Consider the following 21,971-nt stretch of genomic DNA (forward strand, 5'->3'; position numbering starts at 1 on the left):
ACTAGTCACAACCCTTCTCAACCAGTTACCCTAGAGTCATCAATAAGCCCAAAACAACTTTTGTAGAGCAGTCGTGGCGTGAAAGTCAAGCTAACGATGGGACTTGAACCCACGACCTACGCATTACGAATGCGTTGCTCTACCAGCTGAGCTACGTTAGCAATTTTTAGGATTTTGATTTTACTACATTTTTTAAAGAAGGCGATCGCCCCATCAATACTCTCTGAAGACCATCAGTTCCGCACCGAGATAATGGCGATCGCCCTCCCATAATTATTACTACTGTTCTTTTTATCCTGTACCAAGTTTTTATATATGATGCTTGGAAATCGCTGCTCTGAGAGTGCACAGATACATGGGCTATGAAGCCAGTAAATCTTGACCTAAATACTTCTTACTAGGTGAAGACGTTGTGACCACCGAGGAAGGTAGATATACACGACCACTACTGGAACACATCACCATCAAATAATCACAATGAGAGCATTCCGTTTGCAGTACTTGTGTGCCTTGGCTTATGACACCTAGAGGAAGACGATCACTCAAAAATCGCTGAGCATAGCCACCACAATTCGGACATCGAATAATCGTTTTTGGGTACATCAGAATATCTTTAAAGAAAACAGAATTTATATAGAAAAAATATAGAAAATACTCCTAGAAAATTAGAGTAAATATCTTTTTACTGTGTGACTAAACTCTTCATAAGCTTTGACACCAACCAATGTTTCTCTGAACTCTCCATTCTGAAAAAAGATTACAGCTGGAATACTGCTGAGCCCATATCGTGTGCCTACAAACTTGTTGCTATCAACATCTATTTTCATGACTGTAGCGCGATCTTGAAACTCATCAGCTAGTTGATCCATCAAAGGGGCCACTAATTTACAGGGACCGCACCAAGTTGCCGTACAATCAAGCACTAATACAGCTTCGCTACTCAGGAGAGCATCTAATTCCGCTTCATTTTTTACATATTCAGCCTTTGTCATTCTCATATCTCCAGATAGTTGATTTTGATATTTTTTTAATGTGAATTGAAGGGTTAGACAAACTACTTTGGTATACTTGAGCTCCGCAACTAATATTGAGAAAATAGTTAGTAATTTGCTATTTCGACACAGGTCGATATACACATCTAAGTTGCTATAGATGAGTTCATCAGTTATTAAGCTGACAAAATTATGGCCGCCAACTCTCCAAAAGATTTATCCGCTTGGGAACGCCTAGAGCGAGGACGTCAAGCAAAAGCAGAGAGCGGAGGCTATGCTGGCTTTGGTTCACCAGCATTTGGACAACGTTCCATCAACGGTGAATTGGTCGATGATCCCGCAGAATGCCAGATTATTGAATTGGTTCGTCGGCATCACAAATCAGGGAAATCTTTGCAGAAAATCGCTGATTGGCTGAATGCTCAAGGTTATACAACTAAAAGAGGTAAACCTTGGCGGCGAATTTCAGTAAAACGGATCCTTGATCGTCTTTATGGAAAAACGCCTAGAACCTCTGGCAAAATCATTTGAGTGGAGCACAAAGGCGCTTTATCCCCCCAATGAAAAAATGTTACGCACCACTAAAAACCTTTTGGGTCTATTCTCTTTGCAAGGCAGTCGAAAGAGGATTATGTGCGTAACATCTCTCTATAGTACACCTAAAGTACCCAAAACTCTTTCTAGTCAAATATTTCCTACATAAAATCGTTACATCCCTCTTTGGGCGATCGCCTGGAGCGCTCTTAAGTCGTACCAGATCAATATTCTTGAACAGTGATTCAATCTATTTTTGGGAACTGCCATTATGCCAACGCCCGCTGCTCTCTCTTGGATCCCTGATTTAGATGGATCAATCAATCGAGAACCACTCATTGTTTCACCCGAAACATCTTTAGTGGATGTCATCGATTTAATTAGTCGAGCTCATAGTCAGCTCTGTTCTCTGGATGATGATGTTTTGTCTTTAAGTGCTTCAGCAGCAAAAGTTTCTGCAAGTTGCATCTTAGTTTGTCAAAATCATCGCATTATTGGCATTTTGACAGAACGCGATGTTGTGCGTCTCACAGCAGAAGAAGTTGATTTCACAACGGTAACCGTGAGTGATGTGATGATACAGCCGGTGATCACACTACCCTATGACTCTTTGCGAGATATTTTTGCGGTACTTTTTTTATTTCGTCGCTATCGCATTCGACATCTACCGATCGTTAACCAACAAGAAGAATTGATCGGTGTCATTTCTCACGAAAGCATTCGCCAAGTCTTACGCCCAGCCAACCTTCTACGATTTCGCCTTGTCTCGGATGTGATGACCACACCGATTATCCATGCCCCTCTAAATGCAACAGTGCTTACGATTGGGCAGTTAATGGCGAAATATCGTGTCAGCTGTATTGTAATTACCCAAAAAGATGCAGAGGGGAATCAAAGGCCTGTTGGCATTGTGACAGAAAGCGATATTTTGCAATTTCAAGCGTTTCAAATTGATCTATCAAAGACTTTGGTGGAAACTATTATGAGTACACCGATATTTTTGCTGAAACCAGAAGATTCGTTGTGGACAGCCCATCAAGAGATGCAAAAAAGGCGAGTGGGTCGTTTAGTGGTGTCTTGGAATTGGGGGCAAAATTTAGGCATTGTCACCCAGACTAACCTACTCAAAATTTTTGATCCAATCGAAATGTATGGTGTGATCGAAAATCTCCAGCAAACAATTCACCAACTAAAAATGCAAACTCAGTTTGCTTCACTGCCTACTGATAGTGAGACAGCGGAATTGCAATTGCCTCCAATAGTGGAATCAGAAACAAAGATTCCTGAACTTACAGCGAATCAACATGATCCATCATCAATTACGGCGTCTCTCGATGCGATCTACAAACATCTTGAATCGATGGATCATAATCCCGATTTATTTACGGATGATCAGCGATCGAAACTTGAGGGCATTTTAGAGGCTATTAGAGATTTCGGCGTTGCAGAATAGAGGTATGAATGGAGGTTGTTGACTCAATGGAATGTCCAGAATGCCAATCTACTCATATCCGTAAGAATGGAAAGAAAAAAGGCAAACAGAATCACATCTGTGTAGATTGCGGTCGTCAGTTTATCGACCGCTACAGCCAGCTCGGCTACTCAAATGCCTTCAAACGTGAATGCCTCAAAATGTATGTCAACGGTATGGGCTTTCGAGCCATTGAACGGGTGAAAGGAGTGCACCACACTACCGTCATCACTTGGGTCAAACAAGTCGGTGCATTGCTGCCTGATGCTTATGAACCGGAAGAGATGCCTCAGGTCGGGGAACTCGATGAACTTCAAACATTCGTCGGTGCTAAAAAAACAAGGTCTGGCTCTGGACAGCAGTAGACCACTTTCAACCAGGTATTCTTGCTTGGACTATTGGTGACAGAAGTGCAGAGACATTCAAGCCACTATGGGCAATCGTTAGTCTCTGGAGATGCTTCTTTTACGTCACAGATGGCTGGAAAGTTTATCCCATCTTTGTACCCGATGGGGACCAGATTGTCAGTAAGACCTATATGACTCGAGTCGAAGGAGAGAACACTCGATTGCGGCATTATCTCGCTCGACTCCATCGAAAGACCTTATGTTATTCAAAGTCTGTGGAAATGTTAGAGCATTCGATTCGATTGCTGATTCACTATCTCAAGTTCTGGGATGTTCCTATCCCTCGACCCTCATAGATTCATACCTCAATTCACCAACGCCGAGATTTCAAGTCCTCAATGCAGTGACAGAGAAATTTTTCGTATGCTGATTGGATTGCGTTTTTAAAGAGGTGCACTAATTAAGTCTTTCAGTTTGGCGCGGAGCTTCGCAGCTTCCTGAGGATTTTGCTCATCGTGGAGGGCGATCGCCTGTTTAAAGAATTTAGTGCTTTCTTCGATTTGACCGATGCGGTAGAGAATTGCCGCTAGATTTTGGTGAACCCAAGGATTATAGGGGTCGTATTTTAAACATTGCTCATAGGCAGTGATCGCCTCACCGACTTTCCCTACTGCTTTGTATGCCATACCCATGTGGTAATGTCCTGCTGCAAACGTGGGGTCAATAACCACAGTGGTTTGATGTTGGGCGATCGCCTCTTCCGCTTTACCGAGAGTTTGAAGGAGTGCGCCGAGATTATGGTGTGCCCCAATTTTGAGTTTGTTGATAATGGGTTGCTCAATCGCTTGGTTGTAATGCTTGATCGCTTTGTCTGTTTCACCCTGTTTCCGAAACGCATTACCAAGATGATAGTGCAATTCATAGAGAAGATTGGGGCTCGCATTCGCACTACATTTCAGCCCTTGCTTAAGCGTTTTTAAACCCTGTTTGGCTAGCCCTTCATAAATATAAATTGCCCCTAATTTACTGCAAACATAGGGATCATTTTTATGAGCTTTGAAGTAGGCTTCCATCGCTTGTTTGGCGCGAGTACTTTTCTCTAGTTTGGCGATCGCCTCCCGCTGATATCCCGTATGAAAAATGGCGATAGTCGACAAATCCTTAATCTGCCACTGAGGTTCTACTGTCAGCAGTTCTGCCACGCTATCGTCAATCATCGCGTGATAAGGGCGCTCAAATTTAATGGCTGGGTGCATTCGAAATAATCGCGATACCAACGAATAGGGAGATTGAGCTGCGCCAATTTCATAACGTACCAAATTCACTGCAAGGGTATCTGGCTCGGTGATCGCCTTTTCGATATCTTCAATTGCTTTTTCGTTTAATTTTTCATCCGCGTCTAGAACTAAAACCCATTCTTTTGTCACCAACTTCAGAGCTTCATTCCGTGCTGCCGCAAAATCATTTGACCATTCATAATGACCAATCACCGCCCCAAAACTTTCGGCGATCGCCACCGTATCATCCGTTGACCCCGTATCGAGGATCACGATCTCGCTCACCACATCCTGCACACTTCTGAGACATTCTGCGAGGATATCCGCCTCATTTTTCACAATCATGCAGAGACTCAGGCGATCATTCATGGGCTTTGTATTTATCAATTCACATTAATCTGTCAGGAGGAATTGTACCCGAAAGGTGTTAACTCTAGCCCCCTTCTAAAGGGATGTCTAAAATGAGAGAAATATCTTTTTTTAGGTGAGTTTATTTAGGGAACCTCTGGATTTATTTGAAATAGAATCTGTTACCGTTTTGGGATTATATTGCAAACAAACGCGTGTTTTTGATCTTTTAAAGACTGGCGATCGCCTTGAGTTTTTGTATTTCGGGGATGGCAATCAAACCTTTCGGAAGGGTGTTGCTTACCGTTGATTTTCAGGACAGCTCGGTACTGCCAATAATATTTGGCGCTCCTTTTCACCGAGACTAAACAAATTTCTTGGTCTCCTATCGTCTGGCATTGGACGGCGATCGCTGGAGCAGCGGAACAAAACATCAACCCAAAAGCGATAACGATTCCCCAAACAAACTTGAAACCCATAGCAATGACCTACCAAAGATCAACTAACTCATAAGTCAATACTAATAGTCACTTTGCTGATGTGTAGACAAAAAAAAGCTAAACGCTGTATCGACGCTTAGCTAAATCTAAAAGATAGTAGAGATTGACAATGAAAATCGTAAGATTTAGAGGAGACCGAAGAAGTGAAGAACGCCTTGACCAGTAGTGAGTTCAAGAGCAAGAGCTGCAACGAAACCAATCATAGCCATGCGGCCATTTAGACTTTCTGCGGAGATTGTGAAACCAAATTTCTTGTCTTCCATGATGTGACCTTTTGTAAAGAGGAGATAAGTGCTTGACATCCTTAGCTTAACAAACTGTTACACTCTGTGGCTACGACTAAAGACTTAGTTTTAAGTCAGTGTTCCTACTCTTTTTGATAAGTTGACATTATCTATTGTCTGATATTCGATTTTTTGCCCATAGCAATCTCGCGATATTGAGTCGTTAACGTCAAAATTCAGTATCTAGAAGCAGATGATGGTTTGCCTAGGCTGTATTGAAAGCCTCAGTCTTTGGAATCAACTTTTCAATCACCACACCTATGAGTTTTGCTGGCTATTTCGGTAGAGTGACATCTGCATCGTCAGCGATCGCCAACATTATTTGGCAGCGTATCCGTGAAGAAGGAGCGAAGCATTCACGCTGGGTTGACCGGACTCAGTTGTGTTATGTCGCAGAACATCAAGGGAAACAGCATAAATATTGGATCACTTTTAAGGGCCATATGTTTGAAACGGGTCATCCAGCATGTGATTCGAGGGGCGATCGCTATATCTACGACCAACTTTATGAATGGTGGCAAACACCAGAGTCTCCCGAAGTGTCGCCCTAACCAACGCCTGAATTTCCAAAGACACCGCGACTTTGGCTAATTTGTGTGTCGGCCCTCATACAGCCAATCTAATAACTAAGTGTTATGTTTGGTTGTAAGTTTCTTCGTCATCAATAATATTTCTAATAATCCATCTTAGGTAAGATCAAATTTGAACTGAGTGCTTATGTCAATATTGCCAAGATTAAGGATTTTTTGGCCATTGTTTGATGGTTAGAAAATTTTATTTTGAATCTTTGTCAGTGAAGTTGACTCACTAAGGTTTTTGATAAATGTTTGATATTTCCGCAAAAAATGCAATGACTAAACAGATTTTTCATCGAGCTGTAATCTCCGCTATAGTAAGTTGTTTGGGCGTGTTTTCATTTCCATCTTTGGGCTTAGCTCAAAGTAGTACTCCTGTTGGGACTTACGAATGTCGACCTTATTCAATGGGTGATCCTCGTTCTCAAGCACCTGCAGTAAGTTTAAATACCGCAGCTCTCGAGACACGGGGTTCTGGCTATCTTCTAACAGTGGAAATAAATGATCAGCGAGGTCTATTTGAAATTCCCCTTAACTCTGAACTATATAGACAAAGTGATTGGGCTGGTCCCTTACAAATATCATCTGATGGTCAGTTTTCAATTAAAATCCCAGGAAGTTCAAGTGTTTGTATCTTAAGTGGTGTGGCTCAAGTCTCATCGAAAGCGATGCAATCACTTTTCGGTATATCGACTTCATCTTCTTCCGTAATTGCGGAAGGTGTATATTGGGTCGGCCCAACATCTCAGGCTCTCACTGTTCAAAGTCAACAGTTTAGATACACAGAGCCAGGGTGGACAAGCTCATGGAGTCCAGTTTCCGAGTTGACATCTGTGAAGAATGGCGTTTTGTTTGATGGACGACAGTATTGGTGCTTGTCTGACGACCAGGACAAGGTGGAGATTCAAAATGTTGGGTTACCAGTCGTCTGCTCTGCGAATGGTTGGTCTCAGTAAAAATTTTCCAACTGAAAAAGACTTTATATAGAGTTTTCGTTTATTGGTCTTCTGGGTTGATCGCCTCTTTCTTTTCTAGACTGAATTGAAAGGCGATCATTTTTTGTTTGGAGATGAATTTAGAAGGCGATCGCCCTTCCCGTGTTCAGGAGCGTTAGGATATCCAAGGACAAATTTGGATTGTGAACATTAGGCGGAAGCGATGACCCCAGATACAGAGATTATTGTGATTGGCAGTGGTATTGGTGGTCTATGTTGCGCGGGTTTATTGGCGCGATACGGATTTGATGTGCTGGTGCTGGAAAGTCATGCGATCGCCGGGGGAGCTGCCCATAGTTTTGTTCGCGATGGCTACCACTTTGATTCTGGCCCATCTTTATATTCCGGTTTGTCCTACAGTCCGTCTTCAAATCCTCTGCGACAAGTGATGGATTTGCTCGATGTCGATTGCGAATGGTTGCAATATGATGCCTGGGGAGTGGATCTGCCGGAAGGTTATTTTCGCGCTGATGTCGGGTCTGATGGTTTTTGCGAAATGCTGACTCAGATGGGCAAAAGCGATGTCATTTCCCAGTGGCGAAACCTCCAGGAAAAAATGCGACCCCTCGGAGAAGCTTCCGTCAAACTTCCCCTCGCTGCCTTCCGAGAAGATTTAGGTGCGCTCTTCACTGTCGGAAAATTTGCAGGAGAGCTATTGCCCTATTTGCCCTATGCCCCTCAACTGAATGCCCCTTTCGGCAATGTGATGAATAAGGCGGTGCAGGATCCATTCGTCAAAAATTGGCTGGATTTGTTGTGCTTTATGTTGTCGGGTCTGCCTGCCTCGGGGACAATCTGCGCGGAAATGGCTTTCATGTTTGCAGAGTGGTATCGCCCTGAAGTGCTGTTGGATTATCCGAAGGGCGGCAGTGGTGCGATTATTGATGCGCTAATTCGTGGCCTAAAAAAGTTTGGTGGCAGCATTAAGCTCAATAGTCACGTGAGCGAAATTCTGATGGAGAATGGCAAAGCAAGTGGTGTTCGCCTCCGCAATGGTGAAGAAATCCACACGAAAACAGCAGTCGTTTCTAATGCTTCGATTTGGAATACCTTGGGTTTACTCGACCAGAAAAAGTTGCCCAGCAGTTTCGTTAAAAAGCGCCAAGGCATGAAACCCTGTCGGAGCTTTATGCATCTGCATTTGGGGGTTGATGGCAAAGATTTACCCGCAGAAACGGAATGTCATTACCTCATCGTTAACGATTGGGAACGAGGTGTTGCGGCGGAGCAAAATGTTGTGGCGGTATCGATTCCCTCTTTGCTCGATTCGAGTTTGGCGCCGGATGGCAAACATGGCGTCCATGTTTATCTGCCTGCGACGGAACCCTATGACCGTTGGGAAGATATGAAGCGAAATACTGATGAATATGCTGAGTTTAAAGAGACTCGCGCCAAGGTGATGTGGGATGCTCTCGAACGAGTGATTCCAGATATTCGACAGCGGACAGAACTAGAATTAATCGGCACACCGCTAACCCATGAACGATTTTTGCGAACTCACCGTGGTACCTATGGCCCCGAATTAATTGCTGGCAAAGAAAGATTTCCGGGTTGTAAAACACCGATTCCGCAGTTATTTTGCTGTGGTGGCTCGACATTTCCGGGGATTGGCGTTCCGGCAGTGGCGGGTTCCGGAATTATTGCCGCGAATACTATTGCGCCCCTCGGAAATCATCTTCAGATATTGCAGGCGATCAAAGTTTAATCTGTACTTGTTCGGATTCAATATAAGATTTTCTGGCGTTGCAGAATAGAGGAATGAATCTATGAGCATTGGGAGACAGGAACATCCTCGAATTTGAGGTCATGAATCAGCAATCAAATCGAATGCTCTAACATTTCCAGAGACTTTGAATAACATCAAGTCTTTCGATAAAGTCGAGCGAGATAGTACCGCAATCGAATATTCTCCCCTTCAACATGAGTCATGTAGGTCTTACTGACAACCTAGTCACTATCCGGTATAAACATGGGATACACTTTCCAGCCATCTGTGATGTAGAAGAAACATTTCCAGAGACTAACGATGCCCCATAGTAGCTGGAATGCCTCTGCACATCTATCACCAACAGTCCAGGCGAGAATACCCGGTTGAAAATGCTCTACTGCTGTCCAGAGCCAGACCTTGTTTTTTTGCACCGACAAAGGTTTGAAGTTCATCGAGTTCACCAACCTGAGAAACTTGCTCAGGTTCATAAGCATCCGATAGTAACTCACTGACTTGTTTGACCCAAGTGATGACGAGTGTGATGTACTCCTTTCACCCGTTCAATGGCCCGAAAGCCCATGCTATTGATATACATTGAGGCATTCACGTTTGAAGGCATTGGAGTAGCCGAGCTTACTGTAGTGGTCGATAAACTGACGGCCACAATCTACACAGATGTGATTGTGTTTGCCTTTTTTTTCGTTCTTAACGTGAGTTCTGGATAAGGAATGATAGGTCTAATCAAGCTGTAAAGAAGGTTTTTTGGGTTGATGGCAGTAAGCAATCAGCCCACACAGCAAGTTCACACAAAAGTTTGTGGGACTGCGATGTCGGGAATGTTCAATCTGTGAGATGTTCTTCAGTTGGTCAATAACTGTCTCAATCAAAGCCCGCTTACGAGCAAAAAGTTTATTTTGATAAACCATCAAATGATGCTTCATATTTCGACGAGGTTTAGCCATTAGGGTCACCTCATGTTCCTCTTGAAGATGCTGGGCTTAAAGATTGTGAGACATAGCCTTTATCGGCAAAGACTTTACCCCATAAGTCTTGCCATAACTTCACTACAGGTTGGCGGTCATCGGTATTTCCGGGCGTCACTTGGACGTTGAGTAATTCTCCTCGCTCATTGATGACCAGGTGTAGTTTGAAGCCGAAGAACCATCCCACCGAAGTCTTGCCTCTTGCCGCGCAACCTTCAAAAACACGGTGTTGAGAGATACGGCGATTATGGCAAACCTTGATGCTGGTGGCATCAATGAAGCTAATACCAGTGCATTGTCCGAAGCATCGTCGCAGATATGTACAGAGAACGTGAGTTCGGGATAAGGAATAAAGGTTCTAATCAAGTTTTAGAGAAGGTTTCTTGGGCTGATGACAATAGGCAATGAGACCGTAAAGTAGATTGACACAAAAGTTGGCAGGACTGCGGTGGCGGGAATGCTCAATCTGAGAAATATTCTTCAGTTGGTCAATGACTGTCTCAATTAAAGCTCGCTTACGAGCCAGCACTTTGTCACGCCAAAGCATCAGGTGATTCTTCATATTGCGACGAGGCTTAGCTAGAAGCCTCTCATCATATTCTTCTTGTAAATACTGTGCCAGAGGTTGAGAGACGTAACCTTTATCAGCAAAGACTTTTCCCGATAACTCTTTCAAAAGCTCCACTACCGGCTTTCTATCATTGGTGTTGCCAGACGTGATTTTTACATTGAGTAATTCGCCATGGTCATTGATAACCAGATGTAGTTTGAAACCAAAGAACCAACCCACAGATGTTTTACCTCGAGCGGCATGACCATCAAAAACGCGATGTTGAGAGATGCGGCGATTTTGACAAACTTTGATACTGGTGGCATCAATGAAGCTGATACCTGTGCATTGTGCTGTAGGTAGACACATAGAAGGTACTAACGTCGAAGGCATCCACTCCACAAAACGTTGGTCACTCACGGCTCTGGGAAAAGCTCCTCGCCAGTGATGACGCACATTGATGAGATAGAAATATTTGAAATTACGATAGTGAGATTGATCAAATGCAATCAATATCGTCATTATCTCGCTTAAACTCAAGCTTCTTGAGCGACGTCGCCGCCGTTGTTTCGAGGCCAGCAGCTGTTGTTGCCATTGAGGTTCGAAGACTTGGCAAACATCATCAACAGCACAAAACAAAGGCTCTAGACTGGTCATGGGAGAAAGTGGTGGATTGCTTATCAACTTCCACAATATGCACTTTCTCCTTTTCTTCTCTTATCCCGAACTCACGTTAACTTATGACATGAAAAGCATCTGGGTGATTCTCTAATAGCTGTTGATAGGGTTTCCAATCATCGGTGCAATATACAGTGACCTGCCACTGCGATAATCTATCTAACAAACGACCTAAAGTTTGACTATCACGATTTCCCAATTCCTAATCAATGAGTCGCCCAGTCTCACAGTCATATGCTTTCCAGATCCAAAGTTTTTTTCTTTTGGATAAAATACCATCACTCATCTAGCTCTACCACGACGGCAGCATCAGGAGTTGGCTTGTCATAATTAGCCTCACCGAAATCTCTCACTCAATTGAGTACTGATTGAGCTGATACTTTGCTACAGTATTACCTACTTGAAACTCTCAATAACTTCATTTCACTGCCATCGTTAACTTGAATTATGTCAAAGGTTAATCCAGAAAATTGAGTCAAGCGGTTAATTAATCTGTCTCCAAAGATGCTAGAAGGAGTCCGAAATCCGCCTAATTTCTCAGTTTGATTGGCGAGGCATAGTCCAGCTTGCGCCAGGATTTGTGCGGTGGAGCCATACCCAGGACCGCGATCGCCTGTCACTTTTATGGTGAGTGTTTTGCCAGATGCAGTTTCTCCCCAAAAGCGTAAATCATAACATCCATTTTCTTGGACTTCTTCGCTGGTGCCTTCGCCGGGAGCTGGAATAATTTTTTCGAGCAGGCTGGGGGCGATCACAGCCCCAATATTATGCTGAGATTTGGACTTTTTTGACAACCTCGGTTTCCCCTTGACCCACCATCAAAATCGGGAATTTATAGACGCGTAGGAGACGATAGGCGAGGTATAGACAAACCGTTCCCATGTAGCTCGTTAAGGCTGCCCATAATAAGTTTTCGCTCTGGAAATGGGTGGCGAGCAACACGAATGGACTAAAGCCAAACACAAACCCGAACAAGGCACTATTGCGGAGAGTGACACCGTCTTTAATGCCGCTAAAGTAGCTCTCCAACATAAAGGCGATCGCATTCAAGCCAAGTAAAGGGATAAGCCACATCGCCGAGCGTTGCATCATTTCGGTGACATCGGCATGGTTGGTCAAAATCTTGAAAATGGTTTGTGGGAAAAAGACGGTCACTAGTGCAAAACTGAGGGCGATCGCCAAGCCAGTAAAGAGTGCAACTTTTAGGACTGAGAGAATTTTCTGGGTTTGTTTTTGCCCTTTAAAATTACCGATGAGCGTCTGGGAAGTCATGCCGACCCCTTGTACCGTAAATTGGCTGAGGAGGGCAATCTGCAATAGCAAACCATTCTCTGCCAATAGCTCTGTACCGAAGGTGGCGCTGAGATTAGTGAAAATCGAATAGGCAGAAATCCAACTGAAATACCGCACAAGCATATTGCCCTTCAGCGAGAGAGTTTGGGATAAATCTGTTCCCTTCAACATTCGCGACCAAGCGTCTCGGAGAAATTGCCATTTCGCTGTGAAGGCGATCGCCACCAAACCGATAAACAACGCTAAATATTGACTGATGGCTGTGGCTAGACCTGCTCCGGTACTTTCCCAACCCCATTGCAAAATCATCAGGTAATCGAACAAAATATTGCTGCCATTGCCAATAAAAGAAATGAGCAACACAATCCAATTCATCTCGCGGCCGAGGAACCAGCCAATCACCACAAAATTGAGGAGGACAGCAGGCGCGCCCCAAATGCGGGCATTAAAGTAATCGAGTCCCGCCATCTCCATCTCCGAGGAGCCAGACAACAACGTAAATCCAAATTTATGGATCGGATATTGAAACAGCAACATCACGGCGGCGATCGCCAACGCCAGTAGACTACATCGCAACACGACTACTAAGATGTCTGTCTGGTCATTTTTGCCGACCGCATTGGCCGTCAAACTATTGGTGCTGTTTCGCAGAAATTTGAGAATACGGTAGAGATAGTCAAATAAAATGCCACCCAGAATCACCCCAGCCAGGTAATTAATATTTTCGAGGTGCCCTAGAAATGCCGAATCCACCAGACTCGCTAGGGGAATCATCATGTTCGAGAGGATGCCGACAAAGGCCAATCGGTAGAAGCGCGGTAGAAAACTACGGTCTGGGGCTGGGATCAAAAACGCCATAAATGGTTTGAAGAAAAACCTAGGTGAGGAAAACGTTAAGGATAGCTTAACAATTCTAAATTATCATTTGTCCTGTACTAGTAATGTTCTTATTGCGCAGATTAGAGTCATTATGAGTTCATCAAGTTGTCTTGTCTAAAAGCTCAAGTAGTTGCGCTTCGCTGAGTTCTTGTATGCTTAATTTTTTCGCTTTTTCTAGTTTGGAACCCGCATTTTCGCCAGCGAGAAGATAATCTGTTTTTTTGCTCACAGAATTTGTTACTTTCCCGCCAGCCGCTTTGATTTTCTCTGCCGCTTCCGACCGTTTTAGGGTTGGCAATGTCCCGGTAATCACAAAGGTTTTACCCGTAATATTGCTATTGGTTTGAGTGGGAGCAGCTTGATTTTGCTCGAAAGTTAAGCCTGCATTTTTGAGCGTTTCGATAAGTTGTTGATTGGCTTCAACTCGGAACCAATCCACCACAGACTGCGCAATCTCTTCGCCAATGCCATAAACGCCCTGCAATTTTGCAAAATTAGCCGTTTGGAGTTGTTCTAAAGTCGGAAAATTCTGCGTCAAAATCTCAGCATTCACTTTCCCCACAAATCGAATCCCCAACCCATAAATCACCCGTGCATAATCTTGGGATTTCGATTCGGCGATCGCCCCCACTAGTTTTTCAGCAGACCGTTGACCCATACGCGGCAATTCCATAATTTGCTTGATGGTGAGGCTATAGATATCGGCGATCGATTTTATGAGGCCATGCTCCAGCAAAAGAATGACATTTTTTTCGCCCAAACCCTGAATATCGAGAGCATTGCGAGATGCCCAGTGAACTAGAGAGCCGCGCAAAATCGCTGGACAAGAACTATTGACGCAACGCAACACTGCCTCATCCTGCGGACGAATTAAGGTAGAGCCACATTCCGGGCAAGTTTCTGGCATCTTGTAGGCAATAGTTTTCGTCGGACGTAACTCCGGCAACACCCGTAATACCTCCGGGATAATCTCCCCTGCCTTTCGAATTACCACCGTATCGCCCACCCGAATATCCAGCTCTTTGACGCGATCTTCATTGTGCAAAGTTGCTCGTTGCACAGTCGTTCCAGCGAGTTGTACAGGTTCCATCACTGCCATCGGTGTCACCGCGCCAGTCCGACCCACATTGACGATAATGTCTTTCACCACTGTTGGCGCTTCCTCTGCCGCATATTTGAGGGCGATCGCCCAACGTGGGAATTTCTGCGTGAAACCCAACTCCCTTTGCAAGGGAAAATCATTGAGTTTCACCACTGCACCATCAGTTAGATAGGGCAGCTTTTTTCGTTTCTCATCCCAAGTTTCGAAATAATTCTGAACAGCCTGTAAATCGGCACAAAGGTCACGATTTGGATTCACTCGGAAACCCATTTTTTGCAATAGCTCTAAGGCTTCCCATTGGGTTGTGGGTAACTCAAAATTATCGGCATTGGGAATGTGCAATGTGTAAGCAAAAAAGTCTAATTTTCGCTCAGCCACAATGCGGGAGTCTAACTGACGTAACGTTCCAGCGGCAGCATTTCGCGGATTAGCAAAGAGATTTTCGCCTGCTTTTTCCCGCTCAAGATTAATCTGATCGAAGGTATCCAGTGGTAAAAATGACTCCCCACGCACTTCCACAATCGGTGGTGGATTATCGAGATTTAGACGCAATGGAATAGTACGAATCGTCCGAATATTTTGCGTGATCTCTTCGCCCGTCACCCCATCACCACGGGTTGTCCCACGCACCAAAAGACCATTTTCATAAGTTAAGGCGATCGCCGAACCATCGATTTTTAGCTCACAAACATAACCTGAATGTGTTGGAATCTCACCCTCAAGTACCCGTTGCCATTTCTGCTCCCACTGCTGCAATTCCTCAAAATCAAAGGCATTGGCAAGACTGTAGAGCGGAATATTATGCTTAACACTCACAAATTGAGATGCTGGGCGATCGCCAACCCGTTGTGTGGGACTATCCGACGTAATGAGTAAGGGGTATTCCTTTTCTAGACCCTCCAACTCCCGATAAAGCTTGTCATAGACTGAGTCTTCCATAATCGGATTGTCCATGACGTAGTAAGCATAGGCTGCCTTTTGGAGTTGAGAGCGCAGTTGTAATAGGCGGCTTTGGATATCGTCGTTCATCGGTTTTGATAAGTGATGGTCAGTGGCAGATAAGCAAAACAATTCCCCCTGTCATAACAGCTTCAAGGCAGTGATGCAGGAGGAATCATCATGTATTAGATATTCGGGGATGAAATAAACTAGCGAGGAAATTTATTCAGCGTCAGTAGAAGGTGCAACTAATGTCTCTTCTGCTGCTTCAATCACTTCCAACTCAGTTTGGTCAAACACTGCCATTTCCTTAATCTGATCACGATATTTCGCGGGAGCAAGGGTCACTGCAGTCGTGAAGAGAGGTTTCGCTTGGGTATCTTTCCCCTGATTTTTGAGCACCATTGCCTTTGCTAGGACAGGACGAAAATCAGTTTTATTAATCGATGCCGCTTGGTCATAAATGGCGATCGCCTCAGTGTTGCGCTCTTGATCCACATAAACCTGACCGAGCATCAACTGAATCGACGTCACCTTTTCGGGATCAATTTCAATGGTCTGATCAGCCTTGGGCTTACCCATGTCCTTAAGAGTTTGTTGGAGGAGACCAATTGCGCCTTCTGGGCGGTTTTGCTCCAGCATCAAATCCACCATGCCCTGTAGCGCTTTGGTGTGGGTTGCATCAACAAATAAAATCTTTTTAAACTCTGCCGCTGCCCCTTCGTAATCCTTTGCTTTTTGCTTTACTTGACCGAGTAAAATCGCATAATCGTCGTTATTTTGGTTGAGCTGCGCCAATGTATCGAGGGGGGCCACTGCACCACTGATATTGCCTAACTGTAGCTGAGCATCAATTAGACCCCGCAAAGCCCTCTCATTCTTGGGTTCTTTCTGGAGCCACACTTCATAGCTCTGAGCCTCTTTCTCTAAAGTGGCGATCGCCGGATCTTCTACCGTTTCATTTAGCTGAGCCTCAGTCGCCGCCGCAATTCGCTTTTCCATCACCCATTGATCAAACTTCGGGAGGAAGAGCAAGATCCCTGCCATCAGGAAAAATAGACCTGAAACGCCGTAGACCCAAGGATGAGGACGGTAATACTTCTCGACGACTTTGCTTGTCATAGCTTGGCAATAATATAAAGAACAAAAGGGGCGTTGATAGCGAAAACTTAGCAGAAAATCGGATAACTTGGAAAAATTCTATCTAAATTTTGCTGATTTATCATCTCTGTCGCTGCATTGAGTACAATAGGCAAGCGCTGGAAGGTGCGAACCCCGGAATTCACTGAGTTTCAAAGGTTTGTCTCCTATCCTATCGCTTGTTAGGCGATCGCTCCCACCGCTGTCTATAGCCAAAAATTAGGCAGCCGTTTTTGTTGTTAGCCCCTACTTGTTGAGAAACTTTTGGATAAGCCCGTGTCTGAACCCACCCATCTACCCACATCGAGTAGTTCATCCTCGAAACCCGTACTCGCTTCAGATGAGCCGAAACAGCGTAATCATCCGATTCCTCCCGCCAGCCATCCTCGTCAATATCGGGCGATCGGTATTGTGCGCGGCAAATATACTCCCGATGAAGCCGATCAGCTAAGCAAAGGCAATATCACAACCACCGATGGCGATATCGAAGCCGTACTGCTTGGTCGAGTCATTAGCCTTGTCAAAAACCACATCGACCTTGAACAAGAGCATGTTTGGGTGGTTTATCCCCGCACTCGCCAAGATGATAATCATCTCCACCTCCAAATCCTTGGAGTATGGGAGCCAGAAAATCTTGATGAAGAAGTCGACCCTGCTACTGACGAGAATGTTCCCAGTAGCGAAGAAGTGGAAGATGGTTATTTCTCCATTCGTGGTCAGGTAATTTTCTATGATGCCGAATCAAAGAAAGTGATTGTCAAAATTCGCCAAGCTCCGAAAAAAGATGGTGAGCGACCCAAGTTCTTTAAAGTACAACTCTATGGTGCATTGCCAGAGCGTCCAGTGAATCATTTCTATGATCTCACCGCAAAGCTCATTGACAATGTCCTTAATATCCAAACCTGTGAAGATATCGGTTTGATTAGTCCCCGCCGTAAGAAATTCGGTGGTGGTGGCCGACGTTCCAATAGCAACAGTAAATTTAAAGGCAAGCCTCAGCTCTCTGGCGAGAAAAAAGGCTCTCCGGCGCGTGATCGCCCAGTGCCCCGTCCTAAGCCAAAAACTGAGAGCTAGATTTTAAAATCTATATTCCTCAGCACTTGCTAACAACTCAATACCTCCCAGCAACTATTCGTCGTTGGGAGATTTTTATTTTGTGGCTTTTTCAGGATTGCTCTGTAAGCTCCTTGGAGCATTCTTTAGATGGTTACTTAACTGATATGAAGTTGTGTCAACTGAGTAAGTGAGCAATATTTTTTTTTGCTGCTTGTATGACAGGGTGAGCACCTAAACTTTACGGTTTGCAAGTACAGTTACACATAACTTTAAGACTGACAGTTTCTACTACTACTTTAGTCATAATTGAATTGGGAGTCGTGGAATCATCTCTTTTTCTTTTGCCTAATCTTTGCAGGACTATTTCTCATGCTTAAAACACTTTCGACTAGAGTTTCTGCTGTGGCGATCGCCGCGACTACAGCATTAATTTCGACAGCTTCGGTTATTGCTCAACCGATGAACCCTTCGGTTGATGGCCGCTATGAAGACTTGGTGCAGACGATTTATTGCCCCCAGGCAGAGCCTGAATATGGCAGCTTTAATGAATATGGCTATTGGGAAGGCGGCGAGTATATTTGTAATGACCAGTATGCCGAGGCTGGCTATTGGGTTTATGACTCTCCCAACTGGTATATCTGGAACTATGACAACTATTTAGATGATGCAGCCTTTGATGACGCAACGACTGCTTATGGTTCTTACTCCGATCTTGCCCAAGTCCTAACATGTTATGAAGATGTTGATGCCTACGGTGATTACTATGATTATGGCTATTGGCAAGGAGGCAGTTGGTGTGGTGAATATGGTTCAGAAGGATACTGGGTTTATGTCTATCCCGATTGGTATATCTGGAATTATGAAAACTAAGCCATAACTTTTTAACTGCTTAGTTTTAGTGAGATAAACCAATAAAACTAGGCTAATGGGTTGACCAAAATTGCTTTTCTACTAGATAGAAAAGCAATTTTATTTTGTAGCGGAGAGGCGCTCTCCCCTCGCGCTTTAAATCCACTCTTCCTCAGGATCAACGCCTGCTAGGGCTGGTTCAGATATTTCTTCGGTAAGTGCATCATCAGTATCTGAGTCTGGCTCTGGGTTGTCAGTCTCTTCCTCGGTTGTTTCGGTTGAGATGACAGGAAGTGTAATCTCAGTTCCAACAGGCTCTTCATCTAGCCAATTGGTATCTTCTGTTGTATCGTCAATCTCTGGTGTTTGGTCTACTGGGGCGATCGCCTCATCTGTCACTTCAGACTCAACTTCAATCGCTGGCGCAACATCATCGACATCAGTTTCTGGTTCAATCTCAGCTTCTGGATCGGTTGTCGGCACTTCTACTTCTGGTACTGCTGCTTCAACAATTTCTACTGTTGGAGGCTCCTCTGCTACCACCTCTGCAATGATTGCCACTTCTGCTGGAGTTTCTTCGACCTCTGGAGTTGCTTCCACCTGCGGGGTTTCCTCTGGCAAAATTTCCTCAATAACAGGAGGTTCTTCAACAGGCTTTGCTTCCTTCGTGAACACCAGTACCTCATCAACACAGTCGGCAATGATGCGATCGCCATCCGTAAAATCAGCTTCCAAAATTTTTGTAGAAATCGGGTTTTCTAGTTCCCGCTGAATAGCACGCTTAAGTGGTCTTGCCCCAAACGTTGGCTCATAACCCGCTTCAACCACATGATCGAGAGCTGCATCCGTTAACGTGAGAGCAATCTTTTGATCAGCCAACAACTTTTCGATCCGCTTAATTTGCAGCTTTACAATCTCTTTCAGCTCATCCCGCATAAGCGTGTGGAAAATAATCAGCTCATCAATCCGATTTAAAAACTCAGGTCGGAATCGCTTACGTAATGAACCTGTAACCTTCTGCTGCATCTGGTCGTATTTCGTGTCATCTCCCGAAAGATTCAGGATAAACTCACTGCCGACATTACTGGTCATCACAATAATTGTGTTACGGAAATCTACCGTACGACCCTGCGAATCCGTAATCCGGCCATCATCGAGTACCTGCAACAAAATATTGAAAACATCCTTATGTGCTTTCTCTACCTCATCCAGCAACACAACGGAGTAGGGACGACGGCGCACCGCTTCCGATAATTGTCCCCCTTCCTCATAACCCACATATCCCGGAGGCGCACCGATTAAACGAGAAACGGCATGCTTCTCCATATACTCCGACATATCGATGCGCACCATTGCCTCTTCGCTGTCAAAGAGAAATGCTGCCAACGCCCGCGCAAGCTCTGTTTTACCGACACCAGTGGGGCCCATAAACATAAAAGAACCAATCGGACGACTGGGATCTTTCATCCCCGCCCGTGCCCGACGAATTGCTGCAGCTACAGCTTCAACTGCTTCCTGTTGACCGATAACACGCTTGTGGAGATGACCTTCTAGTTGAAGTAATTTTTGGCGTTCAGACTCCATCAATCGATTGACTGGAATGCCTGTCCACCGCGCTACGATCTCTGCGATATCGGATTCTGTCACTTGCTCTCGCAACATTGCATCGCCTGCAGCCTGAATCTCTAGTAACTTTTCCTCTTTGGCGGTCATCTCCTCCTGTAGACCCTCAAGACGACCATATTTGAGCTGAGCCGCCTTATTGAGATCGTAGGCTCGCTCTGCCTGTTCGATTTGGAGGCGGAGTTGTTCCTCTTCTTCCTTCAGTTCGTTAATTTCGTCAATCAGATTTTTCTCCGCAAGCCACTGGGAAGATAAGTCTTTTTGTTGGACTTCAAGCCCTTGAATTTCTTCGTCAATACGTTCCAGTCGTTCTTTGGAAGCTAAATATGCGGGTGAATTTGCCCCTAACTGCTCTTCGCCTTTAAGAGATAGTTGCTCCATCTGCAATTGCATTAGGCGACGATCAATAATTTCCAGCTCAACGGGCTTGGAGGTAATCTCCATTTTTAGTTTGGCGGCAGCTTCATCGACCAAATCGATAGCCTTATCGGGTAAAAAACGGTCGGTGATGTAACGATTGGATAGAGTTGCTGCCGCAACGAGGGCAGAATCTGTAATATTAACGCCATGGTGGCGCTCGTAACGCTCTTTTAAACCCCGCAAAATCGAAATCGTATCTTCGGCGGTGGGTTGTTTAACGAGGACTTGTTGGAATCGTCGTTCTAGGGCAGGGTCTTTTTCGATATTTTTACGAAATTCGTCTAGGGTTGTTGCACCGATACACCGCAACTCGCCCCGCGCTAACATGGGCTTGAGTAGGTTTCCCGCATCCATTGTGCCGTTGCCACCGCCTGCACCGACAACAGTATGAACTTCGTCAATAAAGAGAATAATTTGGCCGTCGGAATGGGTGACTTCCTTAAGAACAGAACGTAAACGAGCTTCAAATTCGCCGCGATATTTTGCGCCTGCTATTAACGACCCCATATCAAGGGACATCAGCTGACGGTCTTTCAGAGACTCTGGGACATCACCATTTACGATCCGCTGAGCTAAGCCTTCGGCGATCGCCGTCTTACCGACACCCGGTTCACCAATTAAAACTGGATTATTTTTGGAGCGACGGGAGAGAACTTGGATAACTCGGCGGATTTCATCATCTCGCCCAATTACCGGATCGAGCTTGCCATCCTTTGCTTGTTCAGTGAGATCTCTGCCGTACTTATTGAGGGCACCTCGTCGTCCTTCTGCTTGATTGCCGCCTTCTGCCGTTGCCTCTTCCCCCTCTTCTTCGGGTGTTTCTTGGGGAGTGCGTGCTTCTTTTAATTTGACTTCAACATCCTGAGGGTCGAGGTTGAAGCTTCGTAGAAAGCGCCGCCCAAAGCGATCATCTTCCGCAAAACCCACCAGTAAATGTTCAATGCCGATGAGCGTATCCTGCCAGCTATTACGGCAAGCTTCAGCACGATCGAGTAATGTATCGAGCTGTTGACCCAAATAAAGCTGATCACCCCGGAGGAGTTTGGGCTGTTGTTTTGTAAAACGCTCTACTTGCTGCTGTAGACGTGCAGGATCAATTGTTGCTTTTTGCAGTAAACCTGCTGCTGACCCATCTTCCTGTTCTAGGAGTGAATTCAGTAAATGTTCCACTTCTAGATTTTGATTTCTGTAGCGTCGGGCGACCTCTTGTGACTTGACGATCGCATCCCAAGCTTGTTCGGTAAATTTACTGGGGTCAGTGGGCTGCATCAGGTGCTAAGACTTTAAAGTGGATACATATTTTTTATCAGCACAGTATAACAAGTCCTTGGTGCTCATCAGGAGGGCGATCGCCGCCCCATCCGAAAATATTGTCGCTAAACTAGGAGCAGATAGCTGAGTAATTTCGCTTATCTTGAAGTGCCTATG

Annotated in this window: 19 protein-coding genes, 1 tRNA gene and 3 pseudogenes; 8 read left to right on the top strand and 15 right to left on the bottom strand. The window is 44.8% G+C overall.

The features are described 5' to 3' along the window. Nucleotides 1-88 precede the first annotated feature (88 nt). The 3 genes from LEPTO7376_RS05695 to LEPTO7376_RS05700 form a co-directional block, all read right to left on the bottom strand. Nucleotides 89-161: transfer RNA gene (locus tag LEPTO7376_RS05695), tRNA-Thr, on the bottom strand. A 199-nt stretch (nucleotides 162-360) separates the two neighbouring features. Next, nucleotides 361-603 (bottom strand): hypothetical protein, encoded by a 243-nt coding sequence (locus LEPTO7376_RS26235; protein ID WP_015133264.1) that lies wholly within the window; start codon nucleotides 601-603, stop codon nucleotides 361-363. A 62-nt stretch (nucleotides 604-665) separates the two neighbouring features. Further along, on the bottom strand, nucleotides 666-992 hold the full coding sequence (locus tag LEPTO7376_RS05700; RefSeq protein ID WP_015133265.1) for a co-chaperone YbbN: 327 nt from the start codon (nucleotides 990-992) through the stop codon (nucleotides 666-668). Between the two features lie 192 nt (nucleotides 993-1,184). Here LEPTO7376_RS05700 and LEPTO7376_RS05705 point away from each other — a divergent pair, with 192 nt between their 5' ends. The 3 genes from LEPTO7376_RS05705 to LEPTO7376_RS24470 all read left to right on the top strand — a co-directional run bounded on the left by LEPTO7376_RS05705 (nucleotide 1,185) and on the right by LEPTO7376_RS24470 (nucleotide 3,700). Continuing rightward, nucleotides 1,185-1,523 (top strand): recombinase family protein, encoded by a 339-nt coding sequence (locus tag LEPTO7376_RS05705; RefSeq protein ID WP_015133266.1) that lies wholly within the window; start codon nucleotides 1,185-1,187, stop codon nucleotides 1,521-1,523. Between the two features lie 274 nt (nucleotides 1,524-1,797). Next, entirely contained in the window at nucleotides 1,798-2,979 is a 1,182-nt protein-coding gene (locus tag LEPTO7376_RS05710) for a CBS domain-containing protein (protein WP_015133268.1), read from the top strand. A gap of 26 nt (nucleotides 2,980-3,005) precedes the next feature. Beyond that, a protein-coding gene (locus LEPTO7376_RS24470; RefSeq protein WP_015133269.1) for an IS1 family transposase occupies nucleotides 3,006-3,700 on the top strand; the annotation gives its coding sequence in 2 pieces (ribosomal slippage) (nucleotides 3,006-3,330 and nucleotides 3,330-3,700; 696 coding nt in all). A gap of 87 nt (nucleotides 3,701-3,787) precedes the next feature. On the opposite strand, the gene LEPTO7376_RS05720 is transcribed toward LEPTO7376_RS24470, so the two are convergent. The 3 genes from LEPTO7376_RS05720 to LEPTO7376_RS05725 form a co-directional block, all read right to left on the bottom strand. Continuing rightward, nucleotides 3,788-4,990, bottom strand: coding sequence for a glycosyltransferase family 2 protein (locus tag LEPTO7376_RS05720; protein ID WP_015133270.1), 1,203 nt, complete (start codon nucleotides 4,988-4,990; stop codon nucleotides 3,788-3,790). A 161-nt stretch (nucleotides 4,991-5,151) separates the two neighbouring features. Beyond that, complete coding sequence (locus LEPTO7376_RS24475; protein ID WP_015133271.1) at nucleotides 5,152-5,448, bottom strand: hypothetical protein; 297 nt, start codon at nucleotides 5,446-5,448, stop codon at nucleotides 5,152-5,154. Nucleotides 5,449-5,594: 146 nt separating this feature from the next. Next, entirely contained in the window at nucleotides 5,595-5,771 is a 177-nt protein-coding gene (locus LEPTO7376_RS05725; protein ID WP_264308987.1) for a chlorophyll a/b-binding protein, read from the bottom strand. 242 nt (nucleotides 5,772-6,013) lie between these two features. Between LEPTO7376_RS05725 and LEPTO7376_RS05730 the strand changes: the two genes are divergently transcribed. The 3 genes from LEPTO7376_RS05730 to LEPTO7376_RS05740 all read left to right on the top strand — a co-directional run bounded on the left by LEPTO7376_RS05730 (nucleotide 6,014) and on the right by LEPTO7376_RS05740 (nucleotide 9,028). Beyond that, the gene (locus LEPTO7376_RS05730; protein ID WP_015133273.1) at nucleotides 6,014-6,304 is read left to right on the top strand and encodes a hypothetical protein; all 291 of its coding nucleotides are present in this window, start codon (nucleotides 6,014-6,016) and stop codon (nucleotides 6,302-6,304) included. Between the two features lie 272 nt (nucleotides 6,305-6,576). Next, the gene (locus tag LEPTO7376_RS05735) at nucleotides 6,577-7,284 is read left to right on the top strand and encodes a hypothetical protein (RefSeq protein WP_015133274.1); all 708 of its coding nucleotides are present in this window, start codon (nucleotides 6,577-6,579) and stop codon (nucleotides 7,282-7,284) included. 202 nt (nucleotides 7,285-7,486) lie between these two features. Next, on the top strand, nucleotides 7,487-9,028 hold the full coding sequence (locus LEPTO7376_RS05740) for an NAD(P)/FAD-dependent oxidoreductase (RefSeq protein WP_015133275.1): 1,542 nt from the start codon (nucleotides 7,487-7,489) through the stop codon (nucleotides 9,026-9,028). 113 nt (nucleotides 9,029-9,141) lie between these two features. Here LEPTO7376_RS05740 and LEPTO7376_RS05745 read toward each other — a convergent pair. The 8 genes and pseudogenes from LEPTO7376_RS05745 to LEPTO7376_RS05775 form a co-directional block, all read right to left on the bottom strand. Beyond that, nucleotides 9,142-9,732 (bottom strand): annotated as a pseudogene (locus tag LEPTO7376_RS05745) (IS1 family transposase); the annotation flags it as partial. A gap of 36 nt (nucleotides 9,733-9,768) precedes the next feature. Next, nucleotides 9,769-10,342 (bottom strand): annotated as a pseudogene (locus LEPTO7376_RS28920) (IS982 family transposase); the annotation flags it as partial. Nucleotides 10,343-10,372: 30 nt separating this feature from the next. After that, nucleotides 10,373-11,221: an IS982 family transposase gene (locus tag LEPTO7376_RS05755; protein ID WP_015133276.1), complete on the bottom strand. Its 849-nt coding sequence runs from the start codon at nucleotides 11,219-11,221 to the stop codon at nucleotides 10,373-10,375. 79 nt (nucleotides 11,222-11,300) lie between these two features. Next, nucleotides 11,301-11,622: pseudogene (locus tag LEPTO7376_RS24485) on the bottom strand (IS1 family transposase); the annotation flags it as partial. A 12-nt stretch (nucleotides 11,623-11,634) separates the two neighbouring features. Then, nucleotides 11,635-12,036, bottom strand: coding sequence for a hypothetical protein (locus LEPTO7376_RS05760; RefSeq protein ID WP_041763187.1), 402 nt, complete (start codon nucleotides 12,034-12,036; stop codon nucleotides 11,635-11,637). Further along, nucleotides 12,008-13,393 (bottom strand): guanitoxin biosynthesis MATE family efflux transporter GntT, encoded by a 1,386-nt coding sequence (gene gntT, locus LEPTO7376_RS05765; RefSeq protein WP_015133277.1) that lies wholly within the window; start codon nucleotides 13,391-13,393, stop codon nucleotides 12,008-12,010. The genes LEPTO7376_RS05760 and gntT overlap by 29 nt, the downstream gene beginning before the upstream one ends. A 121-nt stretch (nucleotides 13,394-13,514) precedes the next feature. After that, entirely contained in the window at nucleotides 13,515-15,545 is a 2,031-nt protein-coding gene (ligA, locus tag LEPTO7376_RS05770) for an NAD-dependent DNA ligase LigA (protein ID WP_015133278.1), read from the bottom strand. Between the two features lie 132 nt (nucleotides 15,546-15,677). Beyond that, a complete protein-coding gene (locus tag LEPTO7376_RS05775) occupies nucleotides 15,678-16,577 on the bottom strand; it encodes a lipopolysaccharide assembly protein LapB (RefSeq protein WP_015133279.1) in 900 nt (299 codons plus the stop codon). Between the two features lie 294 nt (nucleotides 16,578-16,871). Here LEPTO7376_RS05775 and LEPTO7376_RS05780 point away from each other — a divergent pair, with 294 nt between their 5' ends. After that, on the top strand, nucleotides 16,872-17,669 hold the full coding sequence (locus LEPTO7376_RS05780; RefSeq protein WP_015133280.1) for a hypothetical protein: 798 nt from the start codon (nucleotides 16,872-16,874) through the stop codon (nucleotides 17,667-17,669). A 351-nt stretch (nucleotides 17,670-18,020) separates the two neighbouring features. Further along, a complete protein-coding gene (locus LEPTO7376_RS05785; RefSeq protein ID WP_015133281.1) occupies nucleotides 18,021-18,521 on the top strand; it encodes a hypothetical protein in 501 nt (166 codons plus the stop codon). 135 nt (nucleotides 18,522-18,656) lie between these two features. Here LEPTO7376_RS05785 and clpB read toward each other — a convergent pair whose 3' ends face one another. Continuing rightward, nucleotides 18,657-21,812 (bottom strand): ATP-dependent chaperone ClpB, encoded by a 3,156-nt coding sequence (gene clpB, locus LEPTO7376_RS05790; protein WP_015133282.1) that lies wholly within the window; start codon nucleotides 21,810-21,812, stop codon nucleotides 18,657-18,659. Nucleotides 21,813-21,971: the final 159 nt, after the last annotated feature.

It is taken from the genome of [Leptolyngbya] sp. PCC 7376 (assembly GCF_000316605.1).
Taxonomy (GTDB): Bacteria; Cyanobacteriota; Cyanobacteriia; order Cyanobacteriales; family MRBY01; genus MRBY01.